At 71.0% G+C, this 23709-nt stretch carries 21 protein-coding genes; 15 read left to right on the top strand and 6 right to left on the bottom strand.

Features of this window, described 5'->3' with window-relative positions; all coding sequences use genetic code 11:
* Positions 1 to 538: 538 nt before the first annotated feature.
* Positions 539 to 748, bottom strand: coding sequence for a hypothetical protein (locus J0695_RS05740; RefSeq protein WP_206960736.1), 210 nt, complete (start codon positions 746 to 748; stop codon positions 539 to 541).
* An 85-nt stretch (positions 749 to 833) separates the two neighbouring features.
* Between J0695_RS05740 and J0695_RS05735 the strand changes: the two genes are divergently transcribed.
* From J0695_RS05735 to J0695_RS05720, 4 genes are all read left to right on the top strand, one after another.
* The gene (locus J0695_RS05735) at positions 834 to 2048 is read left to right on the top strand and encodes a bifunctional adenosylcobinamide kinase/adenosylcobinamide-phosphate guanylyltransferase (protein ID WP_206960735.1); all 1215 of its coding nucleotides are present in this window, start codon (positions 834 to 836) and stop codon (positions 2046 to 2048) included.
* A 44-nt stretch (positions 2049 to 2092) separates the two neighbouring features.
* Positions 2093 to 3154, top strand: a complete 1062-nt coding sequence (gene cobT, locus J0695_RS05730) for a nicotinate-nucleotide--dimethylbenzimidazole phosphoribosyltransferase (protein WP_206960734.1) — start codon at positions 2093 to 2095, stop codon at positions 3152 to 3154.
* Positions 3155 to 3237: 83 nt separating this feature from the next.
* Positions 3238 to 5010 carry a phosphatidylglycerol lysyltransferase domain-containing protein gene (locus tag J0695_RS05725; RefSeq protein ID WP_206960733.1) on the top strand — a complete coding sequence of 591 codons (1773 nt, stop codon included), beginning with the start codon at positions 3238 to 3240 and terminating at the stop codon, positions 5008 to 5010.
* Positions 5007 to 5735 carry a hypothetical protein gene (locus J0695_RS05720; protein WP_206960732.1) on the top strand — a complete coding sequence of 243 codons (729 nt, stop codon included), beginning with the start codon at positions 5007 to 5009 and terminating at the stop codon, positions 5733 to 5735. The genes J0695_RS05725 and J0695_RS05720 overlap by 4 nt, the downstream gene beginning before the upstream one ends.
* On the opposite strand, the gene J0695_RS05715 is transcribed toward J0695_RS05720, so the two are convergent.
* Entirely contained in the window at positions 5663 to 6439 is a 777-nt protein-coding gene (locus J0695_RS05715) for a hypothetical protein (protein ID WP_206960731.1), read from the bottom strand. The genes J0695_RS05720 and J0695_RS05715 overlap by 73 nt on opposite strands.
* Positions 6440 to 6507: 68 nt before the next feature.
* On the opposite strand from J0695_RS05715, the gene J0695_RS05710 reads away from it, so the two are divergent.
* The 5 genes from J0695_RS05710 (at position 6508) to sucB (ending at position 12203) form a co-directional block, all read left to right on the top strand.
* Complete coding sequence (locus J0695_RS05710; protein ID WP_206960730.1) at positions 6508 to 7275, top strand: adenosylcobinamide-GDP ribazoletransferase; 768 nt, start codon at positions 6508 to 6510, stop codon at positions 7273 to 7275.
* A gap of 81 nt (positions 7276 to 7356) precedes the next feature.
* Entirely contained in the window at positions 7357 to 8868 is a 1512-nt protein-coding gene (locus tag J0695_RS05705) for a leucyl aminopeptidase (RefSeq protein ID WP_206960729.1), read from the top strand.
* A gap of 66 nt (positions 8869 to 8934) precedes the next feature.
* The gene (locus J0695_RS05700) at positions 8935 to 9147 is read left to right on the top strand and encodes a hypothetical protein (protein ID WP_206960728.1); all 213 of its coding nucleotides are present in this window, start codon (positions 8935 to 8937) and stop codon (positions 9145 to 9147) included.
* 228 nt (positions 9148 to 9375) lie between these two features.
* Positions 9376 to 10764: a dihydrolipoyl dehydrogenase gene (gene lpdA / locus J0695_RS05695; RefSeq protein WP_206960727.1), complete on the top strand. Its 1389-nt coding sequence runs from the start codon at positions 9376 to 9378 to the stop codon at positions 10762 to 10764.
* A gap of 56 nt (positions 10765 to 10820) precedes the next feature.
* On the top strand, positions 10821 to 12203 hold the full coding sequence (gene sucB, locus J0695_RS05690; protein ID WP_242552253.1) for a 2-oxoglutarate dehydrogenase, E2 component, dihydrolipoamide succinyltransferase: 1383 nt from the start codon (positions 10821 to 10823) through the stop codon (positions 12201 to 12203).
* A gap of 70 nt (positions 12204 to 12273) precedes the next feature.
* On the opposite strand, the gene J0695_RS05685 is transcribed toward sucB, so the two are convergent.
* Entirely contained in the window at positions 12274 to 12849 is a 576-nt protein-coding gene (locus tag J0695_RS05685; protein WP_206960726.1) for a hypothetical protein, read from the bottom strand.
* 300 nt (positions 12850 to 13149) lie between these two features.
* On the opposite strand from J0695_RS05685, the gene J0695_RS05680 reads away from it, so the two are divergent.
* The 3 genes from J0695_RS05680 (at position 13150) to J0695_RS05670 (ending at position 17543) form a co-directional block, all read left to right on the top strand.
* The gene (locus J0695_RS05680; protein WP_206960725.1) at positions 13150 to 13773 is read left to right on the top strand and encodes a GntR family transcriptional regulator; all 624 of its coding nucleotides are present in this window, start codon (positions 13150 to 13152) and stop codon (positions 13771 to 13773) included.
* Positions 13774 to 13977: 204 nt separating this feature from the next.
* Positions 13978 to 16674, top strand: coding sequence for a pyruvate dehydrogenase (acetyl-transferring), homodimeric type (aceE, locus tag J0695_RS05675; RefSeq protein ID WP_206960724.1), 2697 nt, complete (start codon positions 13978 to 13980; stop codon positions 16672 to 16674).
* A 95-nt stretch (positions 16675 to 16769) separates the two neighbouring features.
* Positions 16770 to 17543, top strand: a complete 774-nt coding sequence (locus J0695_RS05670) for a VOC family protein (RefSeq protein WP_206960723.1) — start codon at positions 16770 to 16772, stop codon at positions 17541 to 17543.
* Between the two features lie 16 nt (positions 17544 to 17559).
* On the opposite strand, the gene J0695_RS05665 is transcribed toward J0695_RS05670, so the two are convergent.
* On the bottom strand, positions 17560 to 18492 hold the full coding sequence (locus J0695_RS05665) for an SDR family oxidoreductase (protein ID WP_206960722.1): 933 nt from the start codon (positions 18490 to 18492) through the stop codon (positions 17560 to 17562).
* 54 nt (positions 18493 to 18546) lie between these two features.
* On the opposite strand from J0695_RS05665, the gene J0695_RS05660 reads away from it, so the two are divergent.
* Positions 18547 to 19515, top strand: coding sequence for a helix-turn-helix transcriptional regulator (locus J0695_RS05660; protein ID WP_206960721.1), 969 nt, complete (start codon positions 18547 to 18549; stop codon positions 19513 to 19515).
* Positions 19516 to 19519: 4 nt separating this feature from the next.
* On the opposite strand, the gene J0695_RS05655 is transcribed toward J0695_RS05660, so the two are convergent.
* Positions 19520 to 21493 carry a hypothetical protein gene (locus tag J0695_RS05655; RefSeq protein WP_307798440.1) on the bottom strand — a complete coding sequence of 658 codons (1974 nt, stop codon included), beginning with the start codon at positions 21491 to 21493 and terminating at the stop codon, positions 19520 to 19522.
* Between the two features lie 145 nt (positions 21494 to 21638).
* Here J0695_RS05655 and J0695_RS05650 point away from each other — a divergent pair, with 145 nt between their 5' ends.
* Complete coding sequence (locus J0695_RS05650; protein WP_206960737.1) at positions 21639 to 22157, top strand: DUF4240 domain-containing protein; 519 nt, start codon at positions 21639 to 21641, stop codon at positions 22155 to 22157.
* A 40-nt stretch (positions 22158 to 22197) separates the two neighbouring features.
* Positions 22198 to 23097 carry a TIGR01777 family oxidoreductase gene (locus tag J0695_RS05645; RefSeq protein ID WP_206960720.1) on the top strand — a complete coding sequence of 300 codons (900 nt, stop codon included), beginning with the start codon at positions 22198 to 22200 and terminating at the stop codon, positions 23095 to 23097.
* Between the two features lie 16 nt (positions 23098 to 23113).
* On the opposite strand, the gene J0695_RS05640 is transcribed toward J0695_RS05645, so the two are convergent.
* The gene (locus J0695_RS05640) at positions 23114 to 23563 is read right to left on the bottom strand and encodes a VOC family protein (protein WP_206960719.1); all 450 of its coding nucleotides are present in this window, start codon (positions 23561 to 23563) and stop codon (positions 23114 to 23116) included.
* Between the last annotated feature and the right edge of the window lie 146 nt (positions 23564 to 23709).

Here is a 23709-nt window from a genome sequence, read left to right as displayed (position 1 = left end):
GGCTCCGCCGCGTGGCGGGGCTGCGCCCCGGGCCCCCCTTGCCAGGGGTTCGGCTGAACGGGGCGAGTCCGCCGGAGCCCGCCTTTTGTCCTCAATCGCCGGACGGGCTTGATGTGCCTGGCGTGGGCTTGAAGCTTCAGCCCCGAAGGTTCCCGTCTGCGGATGCAGGCCCGAAGGTTCAGGCCTGGAGGTCCAGACCGGAAGGTTCAGGCCCGCAGGTCCAGACCCGGAGGTCCAGACCGGAAGGTTAAGACCCGCAGGTCCAGACCCGGAGGTCCAGACCGGAAGGTTCAGACCCGCGGGTTCAGACCCGGAGGTCCAGACCGGAAGGTTAAGACCCGCAGGTCCAGACCCGGAGGTCCAGACCGGAAGGTTAAGACCCGCAGGTCCAGACCCGGAGGTCCAGACCGGAAGGTTAAGACCCGCGGGTCCAGACCCGCGGGTTCAGACCCGCGGGTTCAGACCCGCGGGTTCAGACCCGCGGGTTCAGACCCGCGGGTTCAGACCCGCGGGTTCAGACCCGCGGGTTACTGAATCCTTACGCCTGTTCGGCGTGCAGGCTCATCGGGCCGTAGATCTTTGTCGTGTCCTCGAAGAGGAACACCTGGTCCGCGCCGCCCTCCAGGAGTTCCTTCCAGACCTCGCCGATCCAGGACTCCGCGTCGCCCTGTGTGGTGAAGTCCTCGGGCTGTACCGCGGGCTGAGTCTCTGTTCCGTCCGTCTTCTCGAACCGCCACGTCCACGCCATGTCAGCCTCCTGGATTACGTCCCGATCTGCTGCTGGCAGCGTAGCCGGGCGCGCAGCACCAGCGGTGACGCGGGAGGATCGACCTGTGGAACTGACTCTCCTCGGCACCGGAGCCCCTGACGGGCTGCCCCGTCCCGCCTGCCCCTGCGCCGCGTGCGCCACGGCCGTCGGCGGCCGTGCGCGCGCCGCGACCGCTCTTCTGCTCGACGGCACGCTGCTCCTCGACCTCACGCCGGGTGCGGTCTTCGCCGCCGCACGCGCCGGGCATTCGCTCACGGGCGTCACACAGGTGCTGCTGACCCATCCGCACGACGGTCCCGCCGTCGAGCTGCCGCCCGGGCTGCCCGCCGCCGCGCGGATCCCGGACGGGCGGGTGCTCTCGCTGCTCGGCGGGCACCGGGTGCGGGCGGTGCCGATGGACTCCCCCGGCACGGGGTACGACGTGACCTCCCCCGAGGGTGAGCGGCTGCTGTACCTCCCGCCGGGCGGATCGCCCTCGGGCCTGGCGGACGGCAGCCCGCACACGTACGACATGGTCGTCGCCGACGTCCTCGGCCGGCCCGACGCGCTGGCCAGGCTGCGCGGTGCGGGAGCGATCGGCCCGACGACCGACATCGTCGCGGTCCATCTCGACCACGACGTCCCGCCGGGCCCTGAGCTGGATCGCCGGCTCGCCGCGGCCGGCGCGCGGGCCGTGCCGGACGGGACGACGCTGGTCGTCGGCGCGTTCCCCATCTACGGGGCGCCGCCCGATCTGCCGCGCCGCACCCTGGTGCTCGGCGGTGCGCGGTCCGGCAAGTCGGTGGAGGCCGAACGACGTCTGGAGGCCTTCCCCGAGGTCGTGTACGTGGCGACGGGCGGCACCCGCGAGGGCGACCCGGAGTGGGCGTCGCGGGTGGGGCTGCACCGGGACCGCAGGCCGGGAGCGTGGCGTACCGAGGAGACCTGCGACCTGGTGCCGCTCCTGGAGGAGGACGACGGGCCTGCCCTTCTTATCGACTGTCTCTCGCTCTGGCTGACCGACGCCATGGACCAGGTGGGCGCCTGGGACGACGCGAAGTGGGCGGCCGACGGGGAGCGCGCGCTGCGGGCGCTCGTGACGGAACTGGTCGCCGCGGTGCGGGCCACGCGGCGTACCGTCGTCGCCGTCTCCAACGAGGTGGGCAGCGGTGTCGTGCCCGCCACCGCGTCCGGCCGCCGCTTCCGCGACGAACTGGGCCGCCTCAACGCGGCGTTCGCGGGCGAGTGCGAGCATGTCCTGCTGGTCGTCGCGGGACAGGCGCTCGTGCTGCGGGGCTGACTCCCGGATGTTCGGTCCGTGGGGCTGCCGGTACTGTTCGGCGAATGAGCGCGCTGAATCTCGACGACTTCTCCGATCTGATCGAACGCCCCGACAGCGGCGTGCGGCGCGACGCCGAGGAACGCCGCGAGAGGCTGGCCGTTCCTGCGGGTGCGCTCGGCCGGCTCGACGAGCTGGGTGAGTGGCTCGCGGTCGCGCAGGCCACCGTGCCGGTCAGGCCGGTCGCCCGGCCCCGCGTGGTGCTGTTCGCGGGCGACCACGGGGTCGCAGAGCTCGGCGTATCCGCCCGTACCGCCGGGAGCGCGCATGAACTCGTACGGGCCGTGCTGGAGGGCGGGAGCGCCGTCTCGGTGCTGGCCCGCCGCCTGGACGTACCGGTACGGATCATCGACGCGGGGCTCGACTGCGACCCCGCGCTGCTGCCCGATGACGTCGTGCGCCACCGGGTGCGGCGCGGCAGCGGGCGCATCGACATCGAGAACGCCCTCACCACGGAGGAGGCCGAGCAGGCCGTCCGGCTCGGCATGAGGATCGCCGACGAGGAGGCCGATTCAGGCACCGACCTGGTCGTGCTCGGCGATCTGAGCGTCGGCGGCACCACCGCGGCCGCCACCCTGATCGCGGCCCTCTGCGGTACGGACGCCTCGGTGGTCACCGGACGCGGCGGCGCCCCGATCGACGATCTGGCCTGGATGCGCAAGTGCGCGGCCGTACGGGACGCACTGCGCCGGGCCCGCCCGGTGCTCGGCGACCTCCTGGAGCTGCTCGCCGCGGTCGGCGGTGCGGACCTGGCGGCGATCACCGGCTTCCTGCTGCAGAGCTCGGTACGCCGGATGCCGGTGATCCTGGACGGGGTGGTCTCCTCGGCCTGCGCCCTGGTCGCCCAGCGGGCCGCCTTCCGCTCCCCCGACTCCTGGCTCGCAGGTCAGCTCAGTGGTGAGCCCGCGCAGGCGAAGGCTCTGGACCGGATGGCTCTCAACCCTCTGCTCGACCACGGCGTCACTGTGGGAGAAGGGGCAGGGGCACTGCTCGCACTTCCGCTCGTACAAGCCGCGGCCGCACTGGCTGCCGAGCTGCCCGAGCGCGCGGAGGAGAAAACGGTCTGAGACCTCGCGTCGCGGCCGGTGGGGAACCACCGGCCGGGACGTGGGGCCGCCGTGAAGCGCAATGCCCCATATCATCGCGTTTCATGGGAGAAGTCCGTTTGACCACCGAGGGAGCAGCAGACCGGTCCACGACGCTGTCGCGCAGAAGTGCGGGATTCGCCGTCTGGTATCTGCGCGTCGTCACATTCATCAATCTGCTCAGCGCTGTCTGGGTCTCCTTCGGGCAGGACATCAAACGGCACAACGTCGATGATTTCTTCACCCCGTACCTGCTGACGGCGGGCTTCGCCTCGGGCGTCTTCACGATGTTCCTGGCGATCACCATGCGCCGCCGCAAACGGGCCGCATGGATCATGAACTCGGTGATCGGCTGGCTCTTTCTGCTGCTCTTCGCCTTCGCGATGGCCGTTGACGAATCGGTTCGCCGCTACGCCCAGAACTGGGTCTCGCTCGCCCTGACCGCCGCCTTCGTGGCAGCCCTGGTGCTGGGCAAGCGGGAGTTCTACGCCAGGGGCGACCGCTCCAACCCGAAACTCGCCACGGCCGTCGCCGCCGGCGGACTGCTCGTCTGCTCCCTGCTCGCCGCCCTGCTCGTCACCGCCACCAACACCGCGCACGACGGCTACCGCGCCGACTTCCTGGACCGCTGGCGCTACGGCGTGATGCGGCTGGTCTCGCTGGTCCCCAACGACTCCCGCATCCACGGCATCCACACCCCGGGCTGGGTCAACGTCACCATCAACGTCCTCTCCACGCTGCTGCTGCTCGCCGTCCTGTACGCGGCCTTCCGCTCACGCCGGGCCGTCGACCCCCTCAGCGAGGAGGACGAGGAGCAGCTGCGCACCCTCCTCGGCAAACACGGTGACCGCGACTCGCTCGGCTACTTCTCGCTGCGCCGCGAGAAGAGCGCCATCTGGTCGCCCACCCGCAAGGCGGCGGTGACGTACCGCGTGGTGGGAGGGGTCTCCCTCGCCTCCGGCGACCCGATCGGCGACCCGGAGGCCTGGCCCGGCGCGATCGATCCCTGGCTGGCCGAGGCACGCGAGCACGGCTGGATCCCCGCGGTCATGGGCGCCAGCGAGGAGGGCGGCACCATCTACGCCCGGCACGGGCTGAACGCACTCGAACTCGGCGACGAAGCGATCGTGGAGATCGACGAGTTCACCCTGGAGGGGCGTGCGATGCGCACCGTCCGCCAGGCGTACAACCGGGTCAAGCGCGCCGGGTACACCGTCCGTATCCGCCGCCACGAGGACATCCCCGCCGAGGAGATGGATCAGCTCCTGGAGCGCGCCGACGACTGGCGCGACGGGGCCACCGAACGCGGCTTCTCCATGGCGCTGGGGCGGCTCGGAGATCCTGGTGACGGACGCTGCGTCATGCTGGAATGCTCCGACGGGGAAGGGGAATTGCGTGCGGTACTGAGCTTCGTGCCCTGGGGGCCGAAGGGGCTCTCCCTGGACCTGATGCGCCGTGACCGCGACGCCGAGAACGGCCTGATGGAATTCATGGTCATCGAACTCCTGCAGCGCGCAAAGGAGATCGGGATCACTCAGGTCTCACTGAACTTCGCGATGTTCAGGTCAGTCTTCGAACGTGGCTCGAAACTTGGCGCCGGACCGGTGCTGAGGTTGTGGCGCTCCCTGCTCAGCTTCTTCTCCCGCTGGTGGCAGATCGAGTCGCTCTACCGGGCCAACGCCAAGTACCGGCCGATCTGGGAGCCACGATTCATGCTCTTCGAGAAGAGCGCAGACCTGCTGCGCATCGGAATCGCCTCGGCACGCGCCGAGGGCTTCCTGGAGGCCCCCGGGCTGCCCAAGTGGCTCCACCGCAGGCATCTGGGTTCCAAGAGATGAACCTGCGGCCGGTGCGCACCTTCGTGCGCCGCGAATGGGGGCCTCTGTTCGGGACCGTATGGGCCGTGCTGCGGGCCAGGAAGTGGCGGGCGATCCCGGTGACCGTCGCCGCGGTCTGCCTCACCGCCCTCTTCCAGATCGTGCAGAACCAGGACTGGGGGTTCGAGCCGGTCCAGAACATTGGTTTCGTACGGGCCGAGGACCCCCTCTGGCTGGCCCTGCTCCGCACGCCGCTCTCGCTCTTCGTGCCGGCGCTCGACCTGCCCGTCTGGGGTGCGCTCGCACAGATCCTGATCGTCTTCGGGATCGCCGAGATCTGCATCGGCTGGAAGCAGACGATGCTGATCGCCTACCTGACCACCGTGGCCGGGACGATGTACGCCCGCATCGGCATCGCTATCGGCCCCGACGGCGTCTTCGGGCTGCCCGCGTCCGACGCACGGATCGTCGACACGGGCCCCTCGGCCGCGGTCGTGGGCCTGGCGGTCTACGTCTGCTGGCGCTACCGGGCCTACTGGACGGCGGGCGTGGTGATCGCGTCGATGGTCGTCGAGGTGATCATCAAGAACAACCTGGCGGGCAAAGAGCACATCGCGGCGATCGTGGCCGTGCTGCTGGTGATCGCCTTCACCGCACGGCGTGACCGCCGCCGTCAGCGGCGGTTGTCCGAGGAGTCCGTGGAGCGGAGCGACGCCCGGTCGGGGGCCCCGCCGATCAGGTCCTGAAGCTTCCGCCGGGGCCCGGCCCAGCGGCGGTCGTGCCGGTAGGCGCGTCGCATCGCACGGGCGCGGCCGCGCGGGCGGCGGCGGTAGAAGCGCCGGGCCCAGGGGGAGACCGGGCGCGCCAGGCGTACGGCACCGATCATGGCGACGAAGGGCACGACGGTGCCGATCAGCGCGGTACGGGGCTTCCCCTTGGCCAGGGCGACCAGCGCGAACAGGAAGTTCACCATGGTGTTCGTCACGAACAGACCCCGGCTGTGCCGCTCCTGAGGGCTGAGCGCGTCGACCCCGAAGGGCAGGAAGCCTCCCAGGACCAGTCCCACCAGGGCGGCGGTGAGCACCACGATCTCGACGCTCTTGCGGCCCTGTTCGCTCCAGTACACGTCGTCGAGGTGGAGGAGCAGGGCGAACTCGTCGAGGACCAGGCCCGCGCCCGTACCGAAGATCACCGCACAGACCGCGGCCCCGAAGCCGTGCCGCCCGCTGGTGACCGCGCCGAAGCCGCCGATCACGGTCAGGACAACACCGGGCACCACGTGGTGGATGTGCATCCCGCCCGGTGTGATGTCCCGGAAGGGGCCGCGGCCCGCCCTGATCAGCCGCGCGATGGTGCGCACGGTGACGAAGGACAGGACGAAGGAGACCAGGGCGAGCAGCAGGGGGAGCTTGCCCGGCTCGAGGATGTTGCGTGTGAACCAGTGACCCATGCCACCCCCTTCCCTATTGCCCGTAATGCGTAACTTATCGGCTGCGGGTGACGGATAGCCTGCGCGCCATGGACGGCATACGTTTCGCCTTCGGCACGCTCACGGTCCTCCCGGTGAGAGTGACCCGCTGGGACCGGGAGGCGGCCCGCGCAGGCATGCTCTGCGCGCCGCTGGCCGGGCTGGTCGTGGGCCTGTCCGCGGCCGCGCTCGGCGGGCTCCTGCTGCTGCTCGGCTCGGGCCCGCTGCTGGCCGCCGTGGCCACGGCCGCCGTACCCGCGGCGCTCACCCGCGGTCTGCACCTCGACGGTCTCGCGGACGTCGCCGACGGTCTCGGCAGCGCCAAGCCGGCCGAGGACGCGCTGCGGATCATGAAGCAGTCGGACATCGGCCCGTTCGGTGTGATCTCGCTGCTCTTCGTCCTGATGGCCCAGACCGCCGTGCTCTTCCAGTTGTACGGGGAGAGCTGGGCGCACGGCGCGGTCGCCGCCGCCGTCTCCGCGGTCACCGCCCGCACCGCACTCACCCTCGCCTCGCGCGCGGGCGTGCCCCCTGCCCGTCCGGAAGGTCTTGGCGCGGCGGTCGCCGGGGTGGTGCCCGTACGGTCGGCACTGACCGTCGCAGCCCTGGCCACGGCCGCCTGTGCGGGCGCGGGTGCGGTCTTCGGTCCGTACGCCGCGATCCACCACGCGCTGGCCGTCCTGGCGGGGCTCGCAGCGGCCCAACTCCTGCTCCGGCACTGCCTGAAGCGGTTCGGCGGGGTGACGGGCGACGTCTTCGGCGCACTGGCCGAAACGGCGGCCACCGCGGCACTGGTCGTACTGGCGTGGAACCGGTAGTCGTCACCGAGCGTAGGCTCTCGACGGGGCGGCCCCATCCGTCGGCCACCACGAACTCAACGGAAGCGAGATTTCACCACCGTGACTGCTCTCACTCTCAGCACGGCCGGCGCGGCCACCCTGCGCGCCGACGCCATCGTCGTCGGCATCGCCAAGGGTCCCAAGGGGCCGGTTGTCGCCCCGGGCGCCGAGGCCGTCGACAAGGCCTTCGACGGCAAGCTCGCCGCCGTCCTGGAGACCCTGGGCGCCTCGGGCGCCGAGGGCGAGGTGACCAAGGCTCCCGCGGCCTCCGGCCTGAAGGCCCCGCTGGTGCTGGCCGTAGGCCTCGGCTCCGTACCGGAGAAGGACGAGACGTACGCCGAGGAGTCGCTGCGGCGTGCCGCCGGTGCCGCCTCGCGCGCGCTGCACGGCATCAAGAAGGCCGCGTTCGCGCTGCCGATCGAGACCGCCGAGGACGCCCTGGCGATCGCGGAGGGCGCGCTGCTGGGTGCCTACGCCTTCACCGCGTACCAGGAGAAGGGCGCCGACGCCAAGGGGCCGCTCGCCGAGGTCGCCCTGCTGGGCGCCAAGCCGCGCGACAAGGCCTACAAGGCCGCCGCCGAGCGCGCTGTCGCCGTCGCCGAGGAGATCAACCGGGCGCGCGACCTGGTGAACACCCCGCCGAACGACCTCTACCCCGAGTCCTTCGCCGCCGTGGCCACCGCCGTCGGCAAGGAGCACGGCGTCAAGGTCCAGGTCTTCGACGAGAAGGCGCTCGTCAAGGGCAACTACGGCGGCATCCTGGGCGTCGGCCAGGGCTCGGAGCACGGGCCGCGTCTGGTGAAGCTCTCTTACACGCACCCCAAGGCGGAGAAGTCGCTCGCCTATGTCGGCAAGGGCATCACCTACGACTCGGGCGGCATCTCGCTCAAGCCGGCCGGCCACAACGAGACGATGAAGTGCGACATGGCCGGCGCTGCCGCCGTCTTCGCCGCCGTCGTCTCGGCCGCGCGTCTGGGCCTGCAGGTCAATGTGACCGGCTGGCTGGCGCTCGCCGAGAACATGCCGTCGGGCAACGCCACCCGCCCCGGTGACGTGCTGCGCATGTACAGCGGCAAGACCGTCGAGGTCCTCAACACGGACGCCGAGGGCCGTCTGGTCCTGGCCGACGCGCTGGCGAAGGCCTCGGAGGAGAAGCCCGACGCGATCGTCGACGTGGCGACCCTGACCGGCGCCATGGTGATGGCCCTGGGCAACCGCACCTTCGGCATCATGGGCAACGACGAGTCCTTCCGTACCGCCATCCACGAGATCGCGGAGGAGGTCGGCGAGCAGTCCTGGCCGATGCCGCTCCCCTCGGACCTGCGCAAGGGCATGGACTCCCCCACCGCCGACATCGCCAACATGGGCGAGCGGATGGGCGGCGGTCTGGTCGCCGGCCTGTTCCTGCAGGAGTTCGTCGCCGACGACATCTCCTGGGCGCACCTGGACATCGCGGGACCGGCCTTCAACGAGCAGGGCCCGTTCGGCTACACCCCCAAGGGCGGCACCGGCTCCGCGATCCGCACGCTGGTGCGGCTGGCCGAGCGTACGGCCACGGGCGACCTGGGCTGACGTCCCGGTTCTCTGTCGCGTACGGCCCCGGGTGCGCCCGGGGCCGTACGCGTTCATGCTGAACGCATGTCATCGGACCTCGGGCCCGGCCTCGCACCCGAAGAGCAGGGATCGCGGCTGGCCGACAGCATCGGCTGGATCGTCCTCGCGTGCGTCCTGCTGATGTGGTTCGCGGTCTGCAACCTCATCGGCGGATGGCCGCGCTGGGCCATCGGGATCGGCGCCGCCGTCGCGCTCTGCCTGCTCGGGCGGTGGTTCCAGCGGCGACTGCGCCGCTGATCGCCGGCGTTCGCCCTGGACGAAATTCCCACCCCCGTCCGGCTGTCACAGGCATATGTGCTGTGCCACACTCCGGCCCGGCGTCTCGCTTGCCGCCGACAAGTGCGAAGATGGGTTCTCGGCAGGACAGGGCCCCCACCACAGGGCCGAAGACACAAGCGGCCGTAGACCCGCCGCCGCCCGGTCAGAAAAAACCGGTGCCGGCGCACCATGCATGGAGGACGTGACGTGGCGAACGACGCCAGCACCGTTTTCGACCTAGTGATTCTCGGCGGCGGTAGCGGCGGTTACGCCGCGGCGCTGCGCGCGTCGCAGCTGGGTCTGGACGTCGCCCTGATCGAGAAGGGCAAGGTCGGCGGTACCTGCCTGCACAACGGCTGCATCCCGACGAAGGCCCTGCTCCACGCGGGCGAGATCGCCGACCAGGCTCGCGAGAGCGAGCAGTTCGGTGTCAAGGCCACCTTCGAGGGCATCGACATGGCCGCCGTACACAAGTACAAGGACGACGTGATCGCGGGCCTGTACAAGGGTCTGCAGGGTCTCATCGCCTCGCGCAAGGTGACCTACATCGAGGGTGAGGGACGTCTGTCGTCCCCGACCTCCGTGGACGTCAACGGACAGCGCATCCAGGGCCGTCACGTCCTGCTGGCGACCGGTTCCGTACCGAAGTCGCTGCCGGGTCTGGAGATCGACGGCAACCGGATCATCTCCTCGGACCACGCGCTGGTCCTGGACCGCGTCCCGGAGTCGGCGATCATCCTGGGCGGCGGCGTCATCGGCGTCGAGTTCGCCTCGGCCTGGAAGTCCTTCGGGACCGACGTGACCATCGTCGAGGGCCTCAAGCACCTCGTGCCGGCCGAGGACGAGAACTCCTCCAAGCTTCTTGAGCGCGCGTTCCGCAAGCGCGGCATCACGTTCAACCTGGGCACGTTCTTCCAGGGCGCCGAGTACACCGAGAACGGTGTCAAGGTCACCCTCGCGGACGGCAAGACCTTCGAGGCCGAGGTGCTGCTGGTGGCCATCGGCCGCGGCCCGGTCTCCGCCGGTCTCGGCTACGAGGAGCAGGGTGTCGCGCTGGACCGCGGCTACGTCCTCGTGGACGAGTACATGCGGACCAACGTCGAGACGATCTCGGCCGTCGGCGACCTCGTCCCGACCCTCCAGCTCGCGCACGTCGGCTTCGCCGAGGGCATCCTGGTGGCGGAGCGTCTGGCCGGTCTCAAGACCGTCCCGATCGACTACGACGGCGTGCCGAAGGTGACGTACTGCCACCCCGAGGTCGCCTCCGTCGGTATCTCCGAGGCCAAGGCCAAGGAGATCTACGGTGCGGACAAGGTTGTCGCTCTGAAGTACAACCTCGCGGGCAACGGCAAGAGCAAGATCCTCAAGACCTCGGGCGAGATCAAGCTCGTCCAGGTCAAGGACGGTGCTGTCGTCGGTATCCACATGGTCGGCGACCGTATGGGCGAGCAGGTCGGCGAAGCCCAGCTGATCTACAACTGGGAGGCTCTGCCGGCCGAGGTCGCGCAGCTCATCCACGCGCACCCGACGCAGAGCGAGGCGCTCGGCGAGGCCCACCTGGCTCTCGCGGGCAAGCCGCTGCACTCCCACGACTAGTAGCCCCCGGGCCGCGACGACCACTTCCGCACTTTCCGTTAGGAGCAACTGAAACCATGTCGGTTTCCGTAACCCTGCCGGCGCTCGGCGAGAGCGTCACCGAGGGCACCGTCACCCGCTGGCTGAAGGCCGAGGGCGAGCGCGTCGAGGCCGACGAGCCGCTGCTCGAGGTCTCGACCGACAAGGTCGACACCGAGATCCCCGCGCCCGTCGCCGGCATCCTGCTCGAGATCGTGGTCGCCGAGGACGAGACCGCCGAGGTCGGCGCCAAGCTCGCCGTCATCGGTGCTCCGGGTGCCGCGCCCGCCGCAGCCCCGGCTCCGGCAGCTCCGGCACCGGCACCGGCTCCGGCTCCGGCCGCAGCCCCGGCCGCTGCCGCTCCGGCTCCCGCCGCCCCTGCCCCGGCTGCTCCCGCGCCCGCTCCGGTCGCGCCTGCCGCCCCGGCTCCGGCTCCGGTGGCCGCTCCGGCCCCCGTCACCCCGGCCGCGGCTCCGGCCGCGACCTCCGGTGACGACGGCGCCTACGTGACCCCGCTGGTCCGCAAGCTCGCGTCCGAGAACGGCGTGAACCTGGGCTCGGTCAAGGGCACCGGCGTCGGTGGCCGTATCCGCAAGCAGGACGTCATCACCGCCGCGGAGGCCGCCAAGGCCGCCGCCACCAAGGCTCCGGCCGCCGCCGCCCCCAAGGCGCAGGCGCCCAAGCTGGAGGTCTCCCCGCTGCGCGGTCAGACCGTCAAGATGACCCGCATGCGCAAGGTCATCGGCGACAACATGATGAAGGCCCTCCACGGCCAGGCGCAGCTGACCTCCGTGGTCGAGGTGGACATCACCAAGCTCATGAAGCTGCGTGCGGCCGCCAAGGACGCCTTCGCCGCCCGTGAGGGCGTCAAGCTGTCCCCGATGCCGTTCTTCGTCAAGGCCGCTGCCCAGGCGCTGAAGGCCCACCCGGTCGTCAACGCCCGGATCAACGAGGACGAAGGCACCATCACCTACTTCGACACCGAGAACATCGGTATCGCGGTGGACTCCGAAAAGGGTCTGATGACCCCGGTCATCAAGGGAGCGGGCGACCTCAACCTCGCCGGCATCTCGAAGAAGACCGCGGAGCTCGCGGGTGCGGTGCGCGCCAACAAGATCACTCCGGACGAGCTGTCCGGCGCGACCTTCACGATCAGCAACACCGGCTCGCGCGGTGCGCTGTTCGACACGGTCATCGTGCCGCCGAACCAGGTCGGCATCCTCGGTATCGGTGCGACCGTCAAGCGTCCGGTGGTCATCAACCACCCGGACCTGGGCGAGACCATCGCGATCCGCGACATGACCTACCTGGCTCTCTCCTACGACCACCGCCTGGTGGACGGCGCCGACGCGGCCCGTTACCTGACGGCCGTCAAGGCGATCCTGGAAGCCGGCGAGTTCGAGGTCGAGCTCGGCCTGTAAGGCACCTTCGCGCAGTAGCAGTACGCAGCGCCCCGTCCGGATCCGATCCGGACGGGGCGCTGCGTTGCGCTCACTTCTGCAGCGGTTCGTCCGACCACCCTAAGAGCGTCGCGACCCACACATGAGGGATCGCCGCCTGGTGCGCGGGCGCCAAGTGGTGGGTGCGGTAGGCCTTCAGCACGTCGTAGACCGCGTCCAGGCAGCCCCGGGTGCCGAACGTGCCGGTCTTCGGGTCGATGCCGGACAAGAAGCCGCGTCCCTCCACCGTGCGGATCATCGCGCGGGCCGAATTCGCGTCTGCCGTGCGCGAGTTGACGCACCGGTAGCGGGTGTACGGGTGCTCGCTCCTGCCCGGGCAGTACGTCTCGTGGGCCATGTCGTGGAGCATCTTCTGGTGGCTGCCCCGGGCGGCGTGCCAGGTGCCGATGAAGCCGCCGTGCGCCGTGCGCCGTGTGCCGTGTGCCGTGCAGAGCTTGCCCGTCGGGTTCTCCAGCGCCCCGTACTCCCACCGGCCCGTGCCCGGGACCTTGAATCCCCAGCCCACATGGCCGAGCCTCTGCGCCTCGTCCGGCTTGACGAAGACGCATGTGCCGCCGGTGCGGCGGACGGAGCAACTGCCGCCTTGCCGCCGCCCGACTGCGCGCATCCTGTGGTGATCGTCATGGTCGTCAACGCCACGACAGCCGCTGCCGCGAGGCGGATCCGGCCGGTCCTACCGGTGTTGTTCATGTCTCCCCCTGCTGATCAGAAGGCGCGCCCCGGGAACACCTCGCTTCCCCGGTACACGGCGGCGCCCTGGAGCCGAGTTGCCCGTGGATTGGTCCCATGACAGCCCTGTGACGGCTTCGGGCCCGGCCCGGAACGGGTCTCCACATCGGCAGCCGCCCTGCCGTGCGCTGCGGCCAACAGGGATAATGTCCGTCGCCGCCCTTCGAAGGAGCACCTCATGCCGACGCCCGTCGTCCACTCGCTGCGCGAGCAGATCCGCGAGCACATCGTCGAGGGGATCGTCAGCGGGCGCTGGAAGCCGGGCGAGCGGATCGTGGAGCGGCGCATCGCCGTCGAGCTCGAGGTCAGCCAGACGCCCGTACGCGAGGCTCTGCGAGAGCTGGAGACGCTGCGGCTCATCGAGTCCGCTCCCAACAAGGGCGTAAGGGTACGGAATCTGACCGCGGCCGATCTGGAGGAGTCCTACCCCGTGCGGGCCGGTCTGGAGCAGATCGCGGCCGAGCTGGCCGTCGAGCGGCTGGCCGCGGATGTGTCCGTACTGGAGCCGTCCGTGGCGGCGCTGTACGCGGCGGACGCCGCCGGGGACAGTGCCGGGCAGGTGCGGCACACCGTCGCCTTCCACCGGGAGCTGGTGCGGGCCGCGGGCAACGGCGTCCTGCTGCACACCTGGGAGTCGCTGGGCATCGAGGTGTTCACCGCGCTGTCGATCCGGTGGCTCGGGACGGTGCAGAAGTCGTACGCCGAGGAACACGAAGCCCTGGTCGAAGCGTTCCGGCGGCGTGATCCGGAGATCGGTGCACTGGTGAAGCTGCACGTGCTCGGATGTGCGCCGCGCGCCTGAGTTGTGCCGGTTTGCCCGGACACCCTGTGCCCGTATCTCTGGCACTGAGTGCCGATTTCTCCATGTCGAGAAGTTTTGCCCTTCAACCCTTTGATCGATCATCGATCAGGGGTTTACAGTCGACGACGGACTTCACCCAGTCCGTAGCCCTGTCCTGCCAGACCTGGGCAACCCCCTCCCCTTCGACTCCGGAAGGCGGCCTTCGTGACCGACCTCGCAGCCAAGTCTCCGAGCGAGCTCGACCAGCTCCCGGACCGTGACACCGAAGAGACCGCCGAATGGGCGGCCTCCCTCGATGCCGTCACCAAGGCCGCCGGCCCGCACCGCGCCGCGTATCTGATGCGCCGGACCCTCCAGCACGCCGAGGGCGCCGGTCTCGCGCTGCCCAAGCTGCTGGAGACCGACTACGTCAACACCATCCCCACCTCCGCCGAGCCGACGATCGACGGCGACGAGGAGATGGAGCGCAAGATCACCGCGTGGAACCGCTGGAACGCGGCCGCGATGGTCACCCGCGGCGCCAAGCACGGCGTCGGCGGCCACATCGCCACCTTCGCGTCGGCGGCCTGGCTGTACGAGACCGGCTTCAACCACTTCTTCCGCGGGAAGGAGGGCGACGGCTCCGGCGACCAGCTCTACATCCAGGGCCACGCCTCGCCCGGCATCTACGCCCGCGCCTTCCTCGACGGCCGCCTCTCCGAGCAGCACCTCGACAACTTCCGGCAGGAAGCGGGCGGCAAGGGCCTGCCCTCCTACCCGCACCCGCGCCGACTCCCCTGGCTCTGGGAGTTCCCGACCGTCTCCATGGGTCTGGGCCCGCTCTCGGCCATCTACCAGGCGCGCTTCAACCGCTACCTGACCAACCGCAACATCAAGGACGTCTCGAACTCCCACGTCTGGGCGTTCCTCGGCGACGGCGAAATGGATGAGCCCGAAGCGACGGCGGCCCTCGGCCTCGCCGCCCGTGAGGGGCTCGACAACCTGACCTTCGTCATCAACTGCAACCTGCAGCGCCTCGACGGTCCGGTCCGCGCCAACTTCAAGATCGTGCAGGAGCTGGAGGGCCAGTTCCGCGGCGCCGGCTGGAACGTCGTCAAGTCGATGTGGGGCAACGCCTGGGACGAGCTCTTCCAGCTCGACACCCAGGGCGCGCTCGTCCGCCGCCTCCGCGAGGTGCCCGACGCGCAGGTCCAGACGTACCAGACGCGTGACGCCGCCTACATCCGCGAGGACTTCTTCGGCAAGGACCCGGCGCTCGTCGAGATGGCGAAGCTGCTGAGCGACGACAAGATCCTCGAGTGTTTCCACCTCTCGCGCGGCGGCCACGAGCCCCGCAAGGTGTACGCGGCCTACAAGGCGGCGCTCTCCCACAAGGGCGCGCCGACCGTGATCCTGGCGCAGACCGTCAAGGGCTACACCCTCGGTGAGGGCTTCGCGTCGAAGAACGCCAACCACCAGATGAAGAAGCTCTCGGTGGACGAGTTCAAGAACATGCGTGACCTTCTTGAACTCCCCATCTCCGACAGCCAGTTCGTCGACGGCGTCGTCCCCTACGGCCACCCCGGCACCGACTCCCCCGAGGTCCGCTACCTCCAGGAGCGCCGCGCGGCCCTCGGCGGCCCCGCCCCGGCCCGCCGCACGCAGGCGCTCGCTCCGCTGCCCGCCGCGGCCGACAAGTCCTTCGCCGCCTTCGACAAGGGCTCCGGCTCGCAGTCGATGGCGACCACGATGGCCTTCGTACGCCTGGTGAAGGACCTGATCCGCGACAAGGAGACCGGCAAGCGCTGGGTCCCGATCGTCCCGGACGAGGCCCGCACCTTCGGTATGGAGTCGCTGTTCCCGTCGCTCGGCATCTACTCGCCGAAGGGCCAGACGTACGAGCCGGTCGACCGTGACCAGCTGATGTACTACCGCGAGGCCAAGGACGGCCAGATCCTCAACGAGGGCATCACCGAGGCCGGCTCGATGGCCGACTTCATCGCCGCCTCGTCCGCGTACTCCACACACGGCGAGACGATGATCCCCTTCTACATCTTCTACTCGATGTTCGGCTGGCAGCGCACCGCCGACCAGATGTGGCAGCTCGGCGACCAGCTGGGCCGCGGCTTCCTGGTGGGCGCCACCGCGGGCCGCACGACGCTGACGGGCGAGGGCCTGCAGCACGCCGACGGCCACTCGCCGATGATCGCGGCCACCAACCCGGCGGCGCTGTCGTACGACCCGGCCTTCGCGTACGAGATCGCCACCATCGTCAAGGAGGGTCTGCGCCGCATGTACGGCGAGGCGCTCCCGGACGAGGACCGTGACGTCTTCTACTACCTCACCGTCTACAACGAGCCGATGCCGCAGCCGGCGAAGCCCGCGGGCATCGACGAGGGCATCATCAAGGGCCTCTACCGCTTCAACACCGCGGAGTCGGCCGGCCTCACCACCCCCGCCAATGCCTCGCGCATCCAGCTCGTCGGCTCCGGCACCGCCATCCACTGGGCCCTCAAGGCCCAGCAGCTCCTCGCCGGGGAGTGGGGCGTCGCCGCCGACGTCTGGTCGGCGACCTCCTGGACCGAGCTGCGCCGGGACGCCCTGGAGGCGGACGCGGCCCTGCTGCGCGGCGAGGAGCGGATTCCGTTCGTACGCAAGGCACTCGAGGGCGTCGACTCGCCCGTCCTCGCGGTCTCCGACTACATGCGCCAGGTCCCCGACCAGATCGCGCAGTGGGTCGAGCAGGACTACTCCTCGCTCGGCGCGGACGGCTTCGGCATCTCCGACACCCGTGACGCGGCCCGCCGCCACTTCGGTGTCGACGCCGAGTCGATCGTGGTGGCCGCCCTCGCGCAGCTGGCGCGGCGCGGTGCGGTGCCGGTCACGGCCGTGAAGGAGGCGCGCGAGCGCTACGGCCTGTAATTCCTGTACGTACGACGTGCCCCGCCCCACCGGATTGCCGGGGCGGGGCACGCGTGCGTGAATGGGCCGGGGACCGACTTCACGAGGAGCCCACGATGATCCACAACAAGCCGTCCGCGCCCACCTGGGCCGACCTCTCCACCACCGACCTCACCGGCGCCAAGGCCTTCTACACCGGGCTCTTCGGCTGGACGGCCGGCGATGTCCCGATGCCGGACGCCGGCGGCTACGGGATGTGGATGAAGGGCGAGGAGTACGTCGGCGGGTACGGGCCCTGTATGTCGCCCGGCCAGCCGCCCGCCTGGATGGCGTACTTCGGGACCGCCGACATCGAGGCCACCACCGCGGCCGTGACCGCCAACGGCGGTACGGTCGTCGCCGGGCCCATGGACATCTTCACCTCGGGCAAGCTCGCCGCCTGCACCGACCCCGAGGGCGCCTTCTTCGGCCTCTGGCAGCCGCTGGAGCACCAGGGCTTCGGCGCGGTCGACGAGCCGGGTGCGGTGGCCTGGTTCGAGCTGCTGGTACGGGACCCGGAGCAGGCGAAGGCGTTCTACACGGCCGTCTTCGGCTGGGGCGCGGACACGCATCCGTACGGACCGACCTCGTACACCGAGTGGTCCCTCGACGGCGAGTCGTTCAGCGGGATGATGGCCATCGACGAGAACTTCCCGCCCGACGTGCCCGCGCACTGGATGGTCTACCTGGCCGTGGAGGACTGCGACACGACCGCGGCCAAGGTCGGTGAGCTGGGCGGAAAGGTCCTCGTGCAGCCGACGACGATCCCGCCGGGGCGCTTCTCCGTGGTCAGCGACCCGCAGGGCGCGCTGCTCGCGGTGATCGCGCTCACCCCCGGGCAGAAGGGCTGAGCGCCGGGCCCGCCGGTCAGCGGTAGTCGGACGCGGGCGCCTGCTTGCCGCCCTTGACCACCTCGGTCATGTACGCCCAGGCGTCCGGCACCGAGCCGTCCGCGTCCGTGAAGCCGTACTCCCTGGCCATGCCGACGCTGGAGAGCGACTGACCGCTGAAGCGCGCCTTTTCCGGGTCGGCGGCGAGGGCCGCCACCGCGCGGGCGACGAAGAGCGGGGTCTCGGAGATCGCGAAGTGCGGGTCCTGGGCGATCGCGTCCTGCCAGGTCTCCTCGGTGACCTTGAAGGCCGTGTCCAGCATCGACTCGGAGCGCAGCCAGCCGGGGGTCAGACAGACGGCCGTGCCGCCGTACTCCTTCAGCTCCTCGGCGAGGGCCCGTGCCATGCGCAGCGGGGCTGCCTTGGCGAGGTCGTAGAAGAAGGTCTCGCGGTAGTCGCGGTTGAACTCCTCGGTGCCGTCGGTCACTTCGATCACCAGTCCGCCGGGATTGCGGACGAGGAGCGGGAGCGCGAAGTAGCTGGTGTTGAGGTGGGTCTCGACGCCCAGGCGCAGCATCCGCATGCCCTCGTCCAGGTCCTGTTCCCAGAGCTTCTTGCCCCACTGTCCGACCAGGAGGTGGTCGCCGCCCCAGATGTCGTTGACGAGGACATCGAGGCGTCCGTGGTCGCGGTCGATGCGCTCGACCAGGGCTTTGACCTGTGCGCGGTCCAGGTGGTCGGTGGGCACGGCGATGCCGGTGCCGCCCGCCGCGGTGATCAGCTCGGCGGTCTCCTCGATGGTCTCGGTGGTACGTCCCACCTCGCTGACCTGCGTGCGGGTGGTGCGTCCCGTGGCGTACACCGTGGCTCCCGCGCGGCCCAGTTCCACGGCCATGGCGCGGCCCGCGCCCCGCGTCGCTCCGGCGACCAGGGCGATCCTGCCTTGCAGAGGCTGCTGTGAAGTGTCCATGGAGTACAGGCTGGCATCGAAAGGCGACACCTTCTGTCGTGTTTTCCTGGAGGCATGCGCGCTGCCCGACTCATCAAAATGGTTCTGCTGCTCCAGTCGCGGCCCCTGATGACCGCTGCCGAGCTGGCCCGTGAGCTCGAAGTCTCCGAGCGCACCGTCACCAGGGACGCCCAGGCGCTCTCCGAAGCCGGAGTCCCGGTCTACGCCGACCGGGGCAGGGCCGGTGGCTACCGGCTGATCGGCGGCTACCGTACGCGGCTGACCGGTCTTGCCCGGAGCGAGGCCGAGGCGCTGTTCCTCTCCGGGCTGCCCGGCGCACTGCGCGAGATGGGCCTGGAGGACGCCGCCTCTGCGGCCCGGCTGAAGGTCTCGGCCGCCCTGCTGCCCTCGCTGCGGGACGCCTCCGAGTCGGCGGCCCAGCGCTTCCACCTGGACGCGCCCGGCTGGTACCAGGAGCCGGAGACCCCTCCCCTGCTGCCCGCGCTGGCCGAGGCGGTCTGGGACGACCGCAGGGTCCTCGCCCGCTACGGGCGGCGCGACGGCTCCGAGGTGGAGCGGCAGCTGGAACCGTACGGCCTCGTGCTCAAGGCGGGCACCTGGTACGTGTGCGCCCGCACCGGCGGCGACTTCCGCGTCTACCGCATCGACCGCTTCACGGAGGTGTCCGTCACCGACGACCGCTTCGAGCGCGACGACACCTTCGCGCTGCCCGCGTTCTGGGACGAGCGGGCGGCCGGTTTCGCCCGCTCGATCCTGCACGCCGTCACGGTCGTACGGGTGTCTCCCGACGGCGCCCGCCGCCTCCCCTACACCGTGGACCGCACGGCGGCCCAGGAGGCGCTGGAGGCGGCCGGTCCGGCGGACGGGGACGGCTGGCGGACCGTGACACTGGCCGTCGAGAGCCTGGAGGTCGCGTTCGGCCAGCTGCTCTCGCTGGGACCGGACCTTGAGGTCCTCGAACCGCCCGCGCTGCGGACCCGTTTCCGGGATGCGGCGGTGCGGACGGCCCTGCTCTACGGCTGAGGGCTCAGTTCAGCCCGGCCAGGGTGTCCCCGGTCGCCAGCTTCGCCCGCAGTACGGCGCGGGCGCCCTTTCCTGCCCGTACGGCCATCGTCGTGCCGTTCGCCGTAGCCCTGACCCCGCCCGTCGCCTCGATGGAGCGGACCAGACGGCTGCCCGCGGCGATGAGATACCACTGCCCGGACTTCGCCCGCCAGGTCGCGCCCGCCAGCACGTGCTGGCCGAAGCGGCTGCACGCGGCGGTGTTCCGCGCGCGGGCCACCACCGGTGCGCTGTCCGGGAGTTGGAGCTGTACGGAGACATTTCCCGGCCCCTGCCAGGTGTCGGCCCTGGTGCACACCCAGGAGGCCTTGCCGCCGCTCTCGGGGAGCTGCTGCAGGGCGTACTCCCAGTTGTTGACCGACCGCACGCCCTGCCCCCGCATCTGACCCAGCTCGCAGGCGGTGCGCGCCCAGTTCAGCAGCGCGGGACCGCCGGTCGCCTCGCGCGGCTGGCGGGCCGGAGGGCTGCTGCCGGGCGGCGGGGTGTAGGTGAGGTGGACGGGGGCGAGGTCGCCGAGGTCGGTCAGGAGGAAGGCGTGCTTCTCCACGATGCGGCTGGAGGAGCGGAGCTGCAGGGCCGGCCAGGAGGTGCAGCCGGAACCAGTGGTTCCGGTGGGCCGGGCGACCGGGTCCGTCACCCCGTCGTCGCCGGTCTTCAGCTCAGCCGCCGGGGTATTGGGCCGCAGGAGGTCACGGGTGGTGGACTCGGCGATCCAGGGGGCCAGCAGATAGCGGGCGCTGTCGGCGGTGCGGCTCACGACGAGCGCGGCTCCGGTGGTGACGTCCGCGTCGTCGGTCCGTACGAAATCGAGTGCGGGCGCGCCGCCCTTGCCGTCGGCGGGCTCCGCGTACCGCACGACCCGCTGGTCGTCGTGCAGGAGCACCACCGCGGTCCCGTCGGTCTCGCCCGCGTACAGCAGCCGCGGCGACTTCTCCGGCGGCACGGTCGGGGTGCCCGGGGTCGCGGTGATGCGGACCGTGCGGGCGGGATTGGCCCAGACCCGCAGCGCCCGGCCGAGGAGTGCTTTGTCGCCGGTACGGGAGCCGCGCGCGGGCCAGACCGTGTAGTCGACGCGGGAGGTGTCCGCCCACTCCTGGTCGGGGGCGCGTTCGAGGAGCGAGGGGTTCAGGGCACGGGCGCCCACCGTCGTACGGACCGCGGCCCCTGTGGCCTCAGGGACGGGTGCGGCCGGGGAGCCTTCGCCGCCCGCCGTGACCGCGGCCGCGGTCAGTGCGGCCGCCACCGCCACGGCGCCCCAGCCGAGCCGGGTCCGCTGTCTGCGGCGGAGCAGATCGGTGGGCCGGGTGTGCACCAGACAGGGATCGAACCCGTCCGAGCCGAACAGCCCGTCCGCGCCCCGGTCCGCCACGGTGCGGGCCAGCCGGTGCGCGGTGCGCAGCGCGGACCCGGTGTCGCTCGCCCCCGCCTCGGCCAGCAGGGTGCGTACCGCCGGGTCCTCCAGCCCTTCGAGACGGTGCAGTACGAGGGCCGCGCGGGCGGTGGCCGTGGCGCCCGACAGCGCCTGTTCGAGGGCGAGTTCGTCGGCCCCGCCGGAGCGGGGGAAGAGCCGCAGCCCGTACACCAGGGGCAGTCCGGGCCGCAGGGCGCGCGGCGCGGGCAGTGCGGCGGGCCACCAGCGGGGCCGGCGGTCGTACGCCAGTACCGCGGTCAGCACCCGGAGCCTGAGGTGCGCGTACCCGGCGCGCGGGCCGTCACCGGGGCCGCCGGGGCCTCCCGGACCGGCCTGGCCCCCGGGACCGCCGGGGCCCCGCTGGGCGGGCACGGGCGCTCCCGTGCCGGGCAGGGCGCGCTGGACCGCCGCGTGCGCCGCGAGCACCCTGCGGTGGCGGCCGAGCGAGGGCGGCAGGGTGATGTAGGCGAGCCGCACCAGGCGCGGGTAGTGCTCCACCAGTGCCGCTTCGGCCTGTTCCAGGTCCACGTGAGCCTCATGGGTGAGTGATCGGAATCAGTACACCCATCAAACGAGTGAATCATCGGACGGTCACACCACCTGGTAACGAGAGGGGTACCGCTTCGGCGCTCCGCGTGCGTTGCGCCCCGCCAACCCCGATGCTTGACCCGTGATGGACGAAACGGAGTTCTGGGAGATCATCGACAACACCCGCGCGGCCGCTGACGGCGACCCCGAGGACCATGCCGACCTGCTCGTCGAGCGGCTGCTGCAGCTCGACCCCGACTCCGTGCTGGACTTCGCCAGACACTTCGAGGCGCGGTACAACCGCGCCTACCGCTGGGACCTGTGGGGCGCGGCGGCCGTGCTCCTGGGCGGGGCCGGCGACGACGCCTTCGACTATTTCCGGTGCTGGCTGATCGGCCAGGGCCGGGAGGTCTTCGAGGGCGCGCTGCACGATCCGGACAGTCTCGCCGGGCTTCTCGACGAGTTCGACGAGGAGGTCGACGGCGACGGCGAGGAGCTGGGGTTCGCCGCCGACGAGGCGTACGAGCAGCTCACCGGGGCGGTCGCACCCGCTCTGGGGATCTCGGCGCAGGCCCCGGAGCCGGAGGGCACCGCCTTCGACTTCGAGGACGAATCGGCACTCGCGGACCGGTATCCCCAGCTCTGGGAGCGCTTCGGCGGATGACGGCGGCGTGCGGCGGGCCCGGAGGGGCAGGATGGGCAGGATGGGCAGCATGCGAATCGTGATCGCCGGGGCGTCCGGCCTCATCGGCAAGGCACTGGGACTCTCGCTGCGCGCGGACGGCCACGAGGTGGTGCGGCTGGTGCGCCGGAGCCCGCAGGGTCCGGACGAGGTGGAGTGGGATCCCCGGCGGGAGTACGTCGACACCGAGGGCCTGGCCGGCTGCGGGGCGGTGGTGAATCTGGCGGGGGCCGGGGTCGGCGACCACCGGTGGACGGCCGCGTACAAGAAGGAACTCCGGGACAGCCGGGTGCTGGGCACGGCCACGCTCGCGGAGGCCGTCGCCTCGCTCGACGTGCCGCCGGGGGTGTTCCTGTGCGGCAGTGCGCTCGGCTTCTACGGGGACACCGGCGACCGCGCTGTGGACGAGAACGCGCCGCCGGGGGACGGTTTCCTCGCCTCGCTCTGCGTGGAGTGGGAGGAGGCGGCGCGGGCGGCCGAAGAGGCGGGCGTACGGACGGCGTTCGCGCGCACCGGTCTGGTGGTGGCCCGCGAGGGCGGGGCCTGGGGGAAGCTCTTCCCGCTGTTCAGGGCGGGTCTCGGCGGGCGGCTCGGCGACGGCCGCCAGTACTGGAGCTTCATCGCGCTGCACGACGAGGTCGCGGCCCTGCGCCACATCCTCGACACGGACAGCCTGTCGGGCCCGGTGAACCTGACGGGTCCCGAGCCGGTCACCAACCGCGAGGTCACGGCGGCCATGGGGCGCGCACTGCACCGGCCGACGCTGGCCGCCGCGCCCGCCTTCGCGCTGCGGATCGCGCTGGGCGAGTTCGCGGGCGACGTGCTGGGCAGCCAACGGGTGCTGCCGACCCGCCTGCTGGAGTCGGGGTTCTCGTTCGCCTTCCCGTCGGTCGACGAGGCGATCGGCGCTGCGCTGCGCTGAGTCCTGACCCCTCTGCCTACTGCACGTCGAATTCGTTGCCCTCGGGGTCGGCCATGGTGACGTGACTGTCCCCCGGCTGCTCCACGACGTACAGCACGCTCGCGCCGAGCTCCTCCAGCCGCTTGACCTCGGCGTCGCGCCGCTCCGGGCCGAAGTGCAGATCGATGTGCAGCCGGTTCTTGCCCTGCTTGGGCTCGGGGACGCGAAGGAAGAGGATGCGCCGGCCGAGTCCTGTGCCGGTGGCCTCGTCGACCGGGTCGTCGGGGTGGCGTACGGCTGCCGCGTGCACCCAGACCTTGTGGCCGCCGGCCGTGGTCCAGTCGTCGTCGCCGACGGCCCCGAGACCGATCAGCCGGTCGATGAGGACGCTGTGGTCCTCCACCTCGTAACCGAGGGCGGGCGCCCAGAACCCGACGATCCCGTTCGGGTCCGCGCAGTCGACCACGAGCTTCCATTGCACGGCCATGTCGTCCTCCAGCTCCATTGACGGTGTTTGCCCGGATCATCCCATCGCCTCGCGCGGCGCGGGCCCGATTGCGTACGGACCCGCCGTGCGACCCCGTGCCTCCGTACCCGGTGCCGTGCGCGCGGGGCACCGGAACCTTCGCTTCA

This window comes from Streptomyces beijiangensis (genome assembly GCF_017315755.1).
Lineage (GTDB): Bacteria > Actinomycetota > Actinomycetes > Streptomycetales > Streptomycetaceae > Streptomyces > Streptomyces beijiangensis.
The sequence above is the reverse complement of the archived record's forward strand: the minus strand, read 5'-3'. Positions and strand labels throughout refer to the sequence as shown.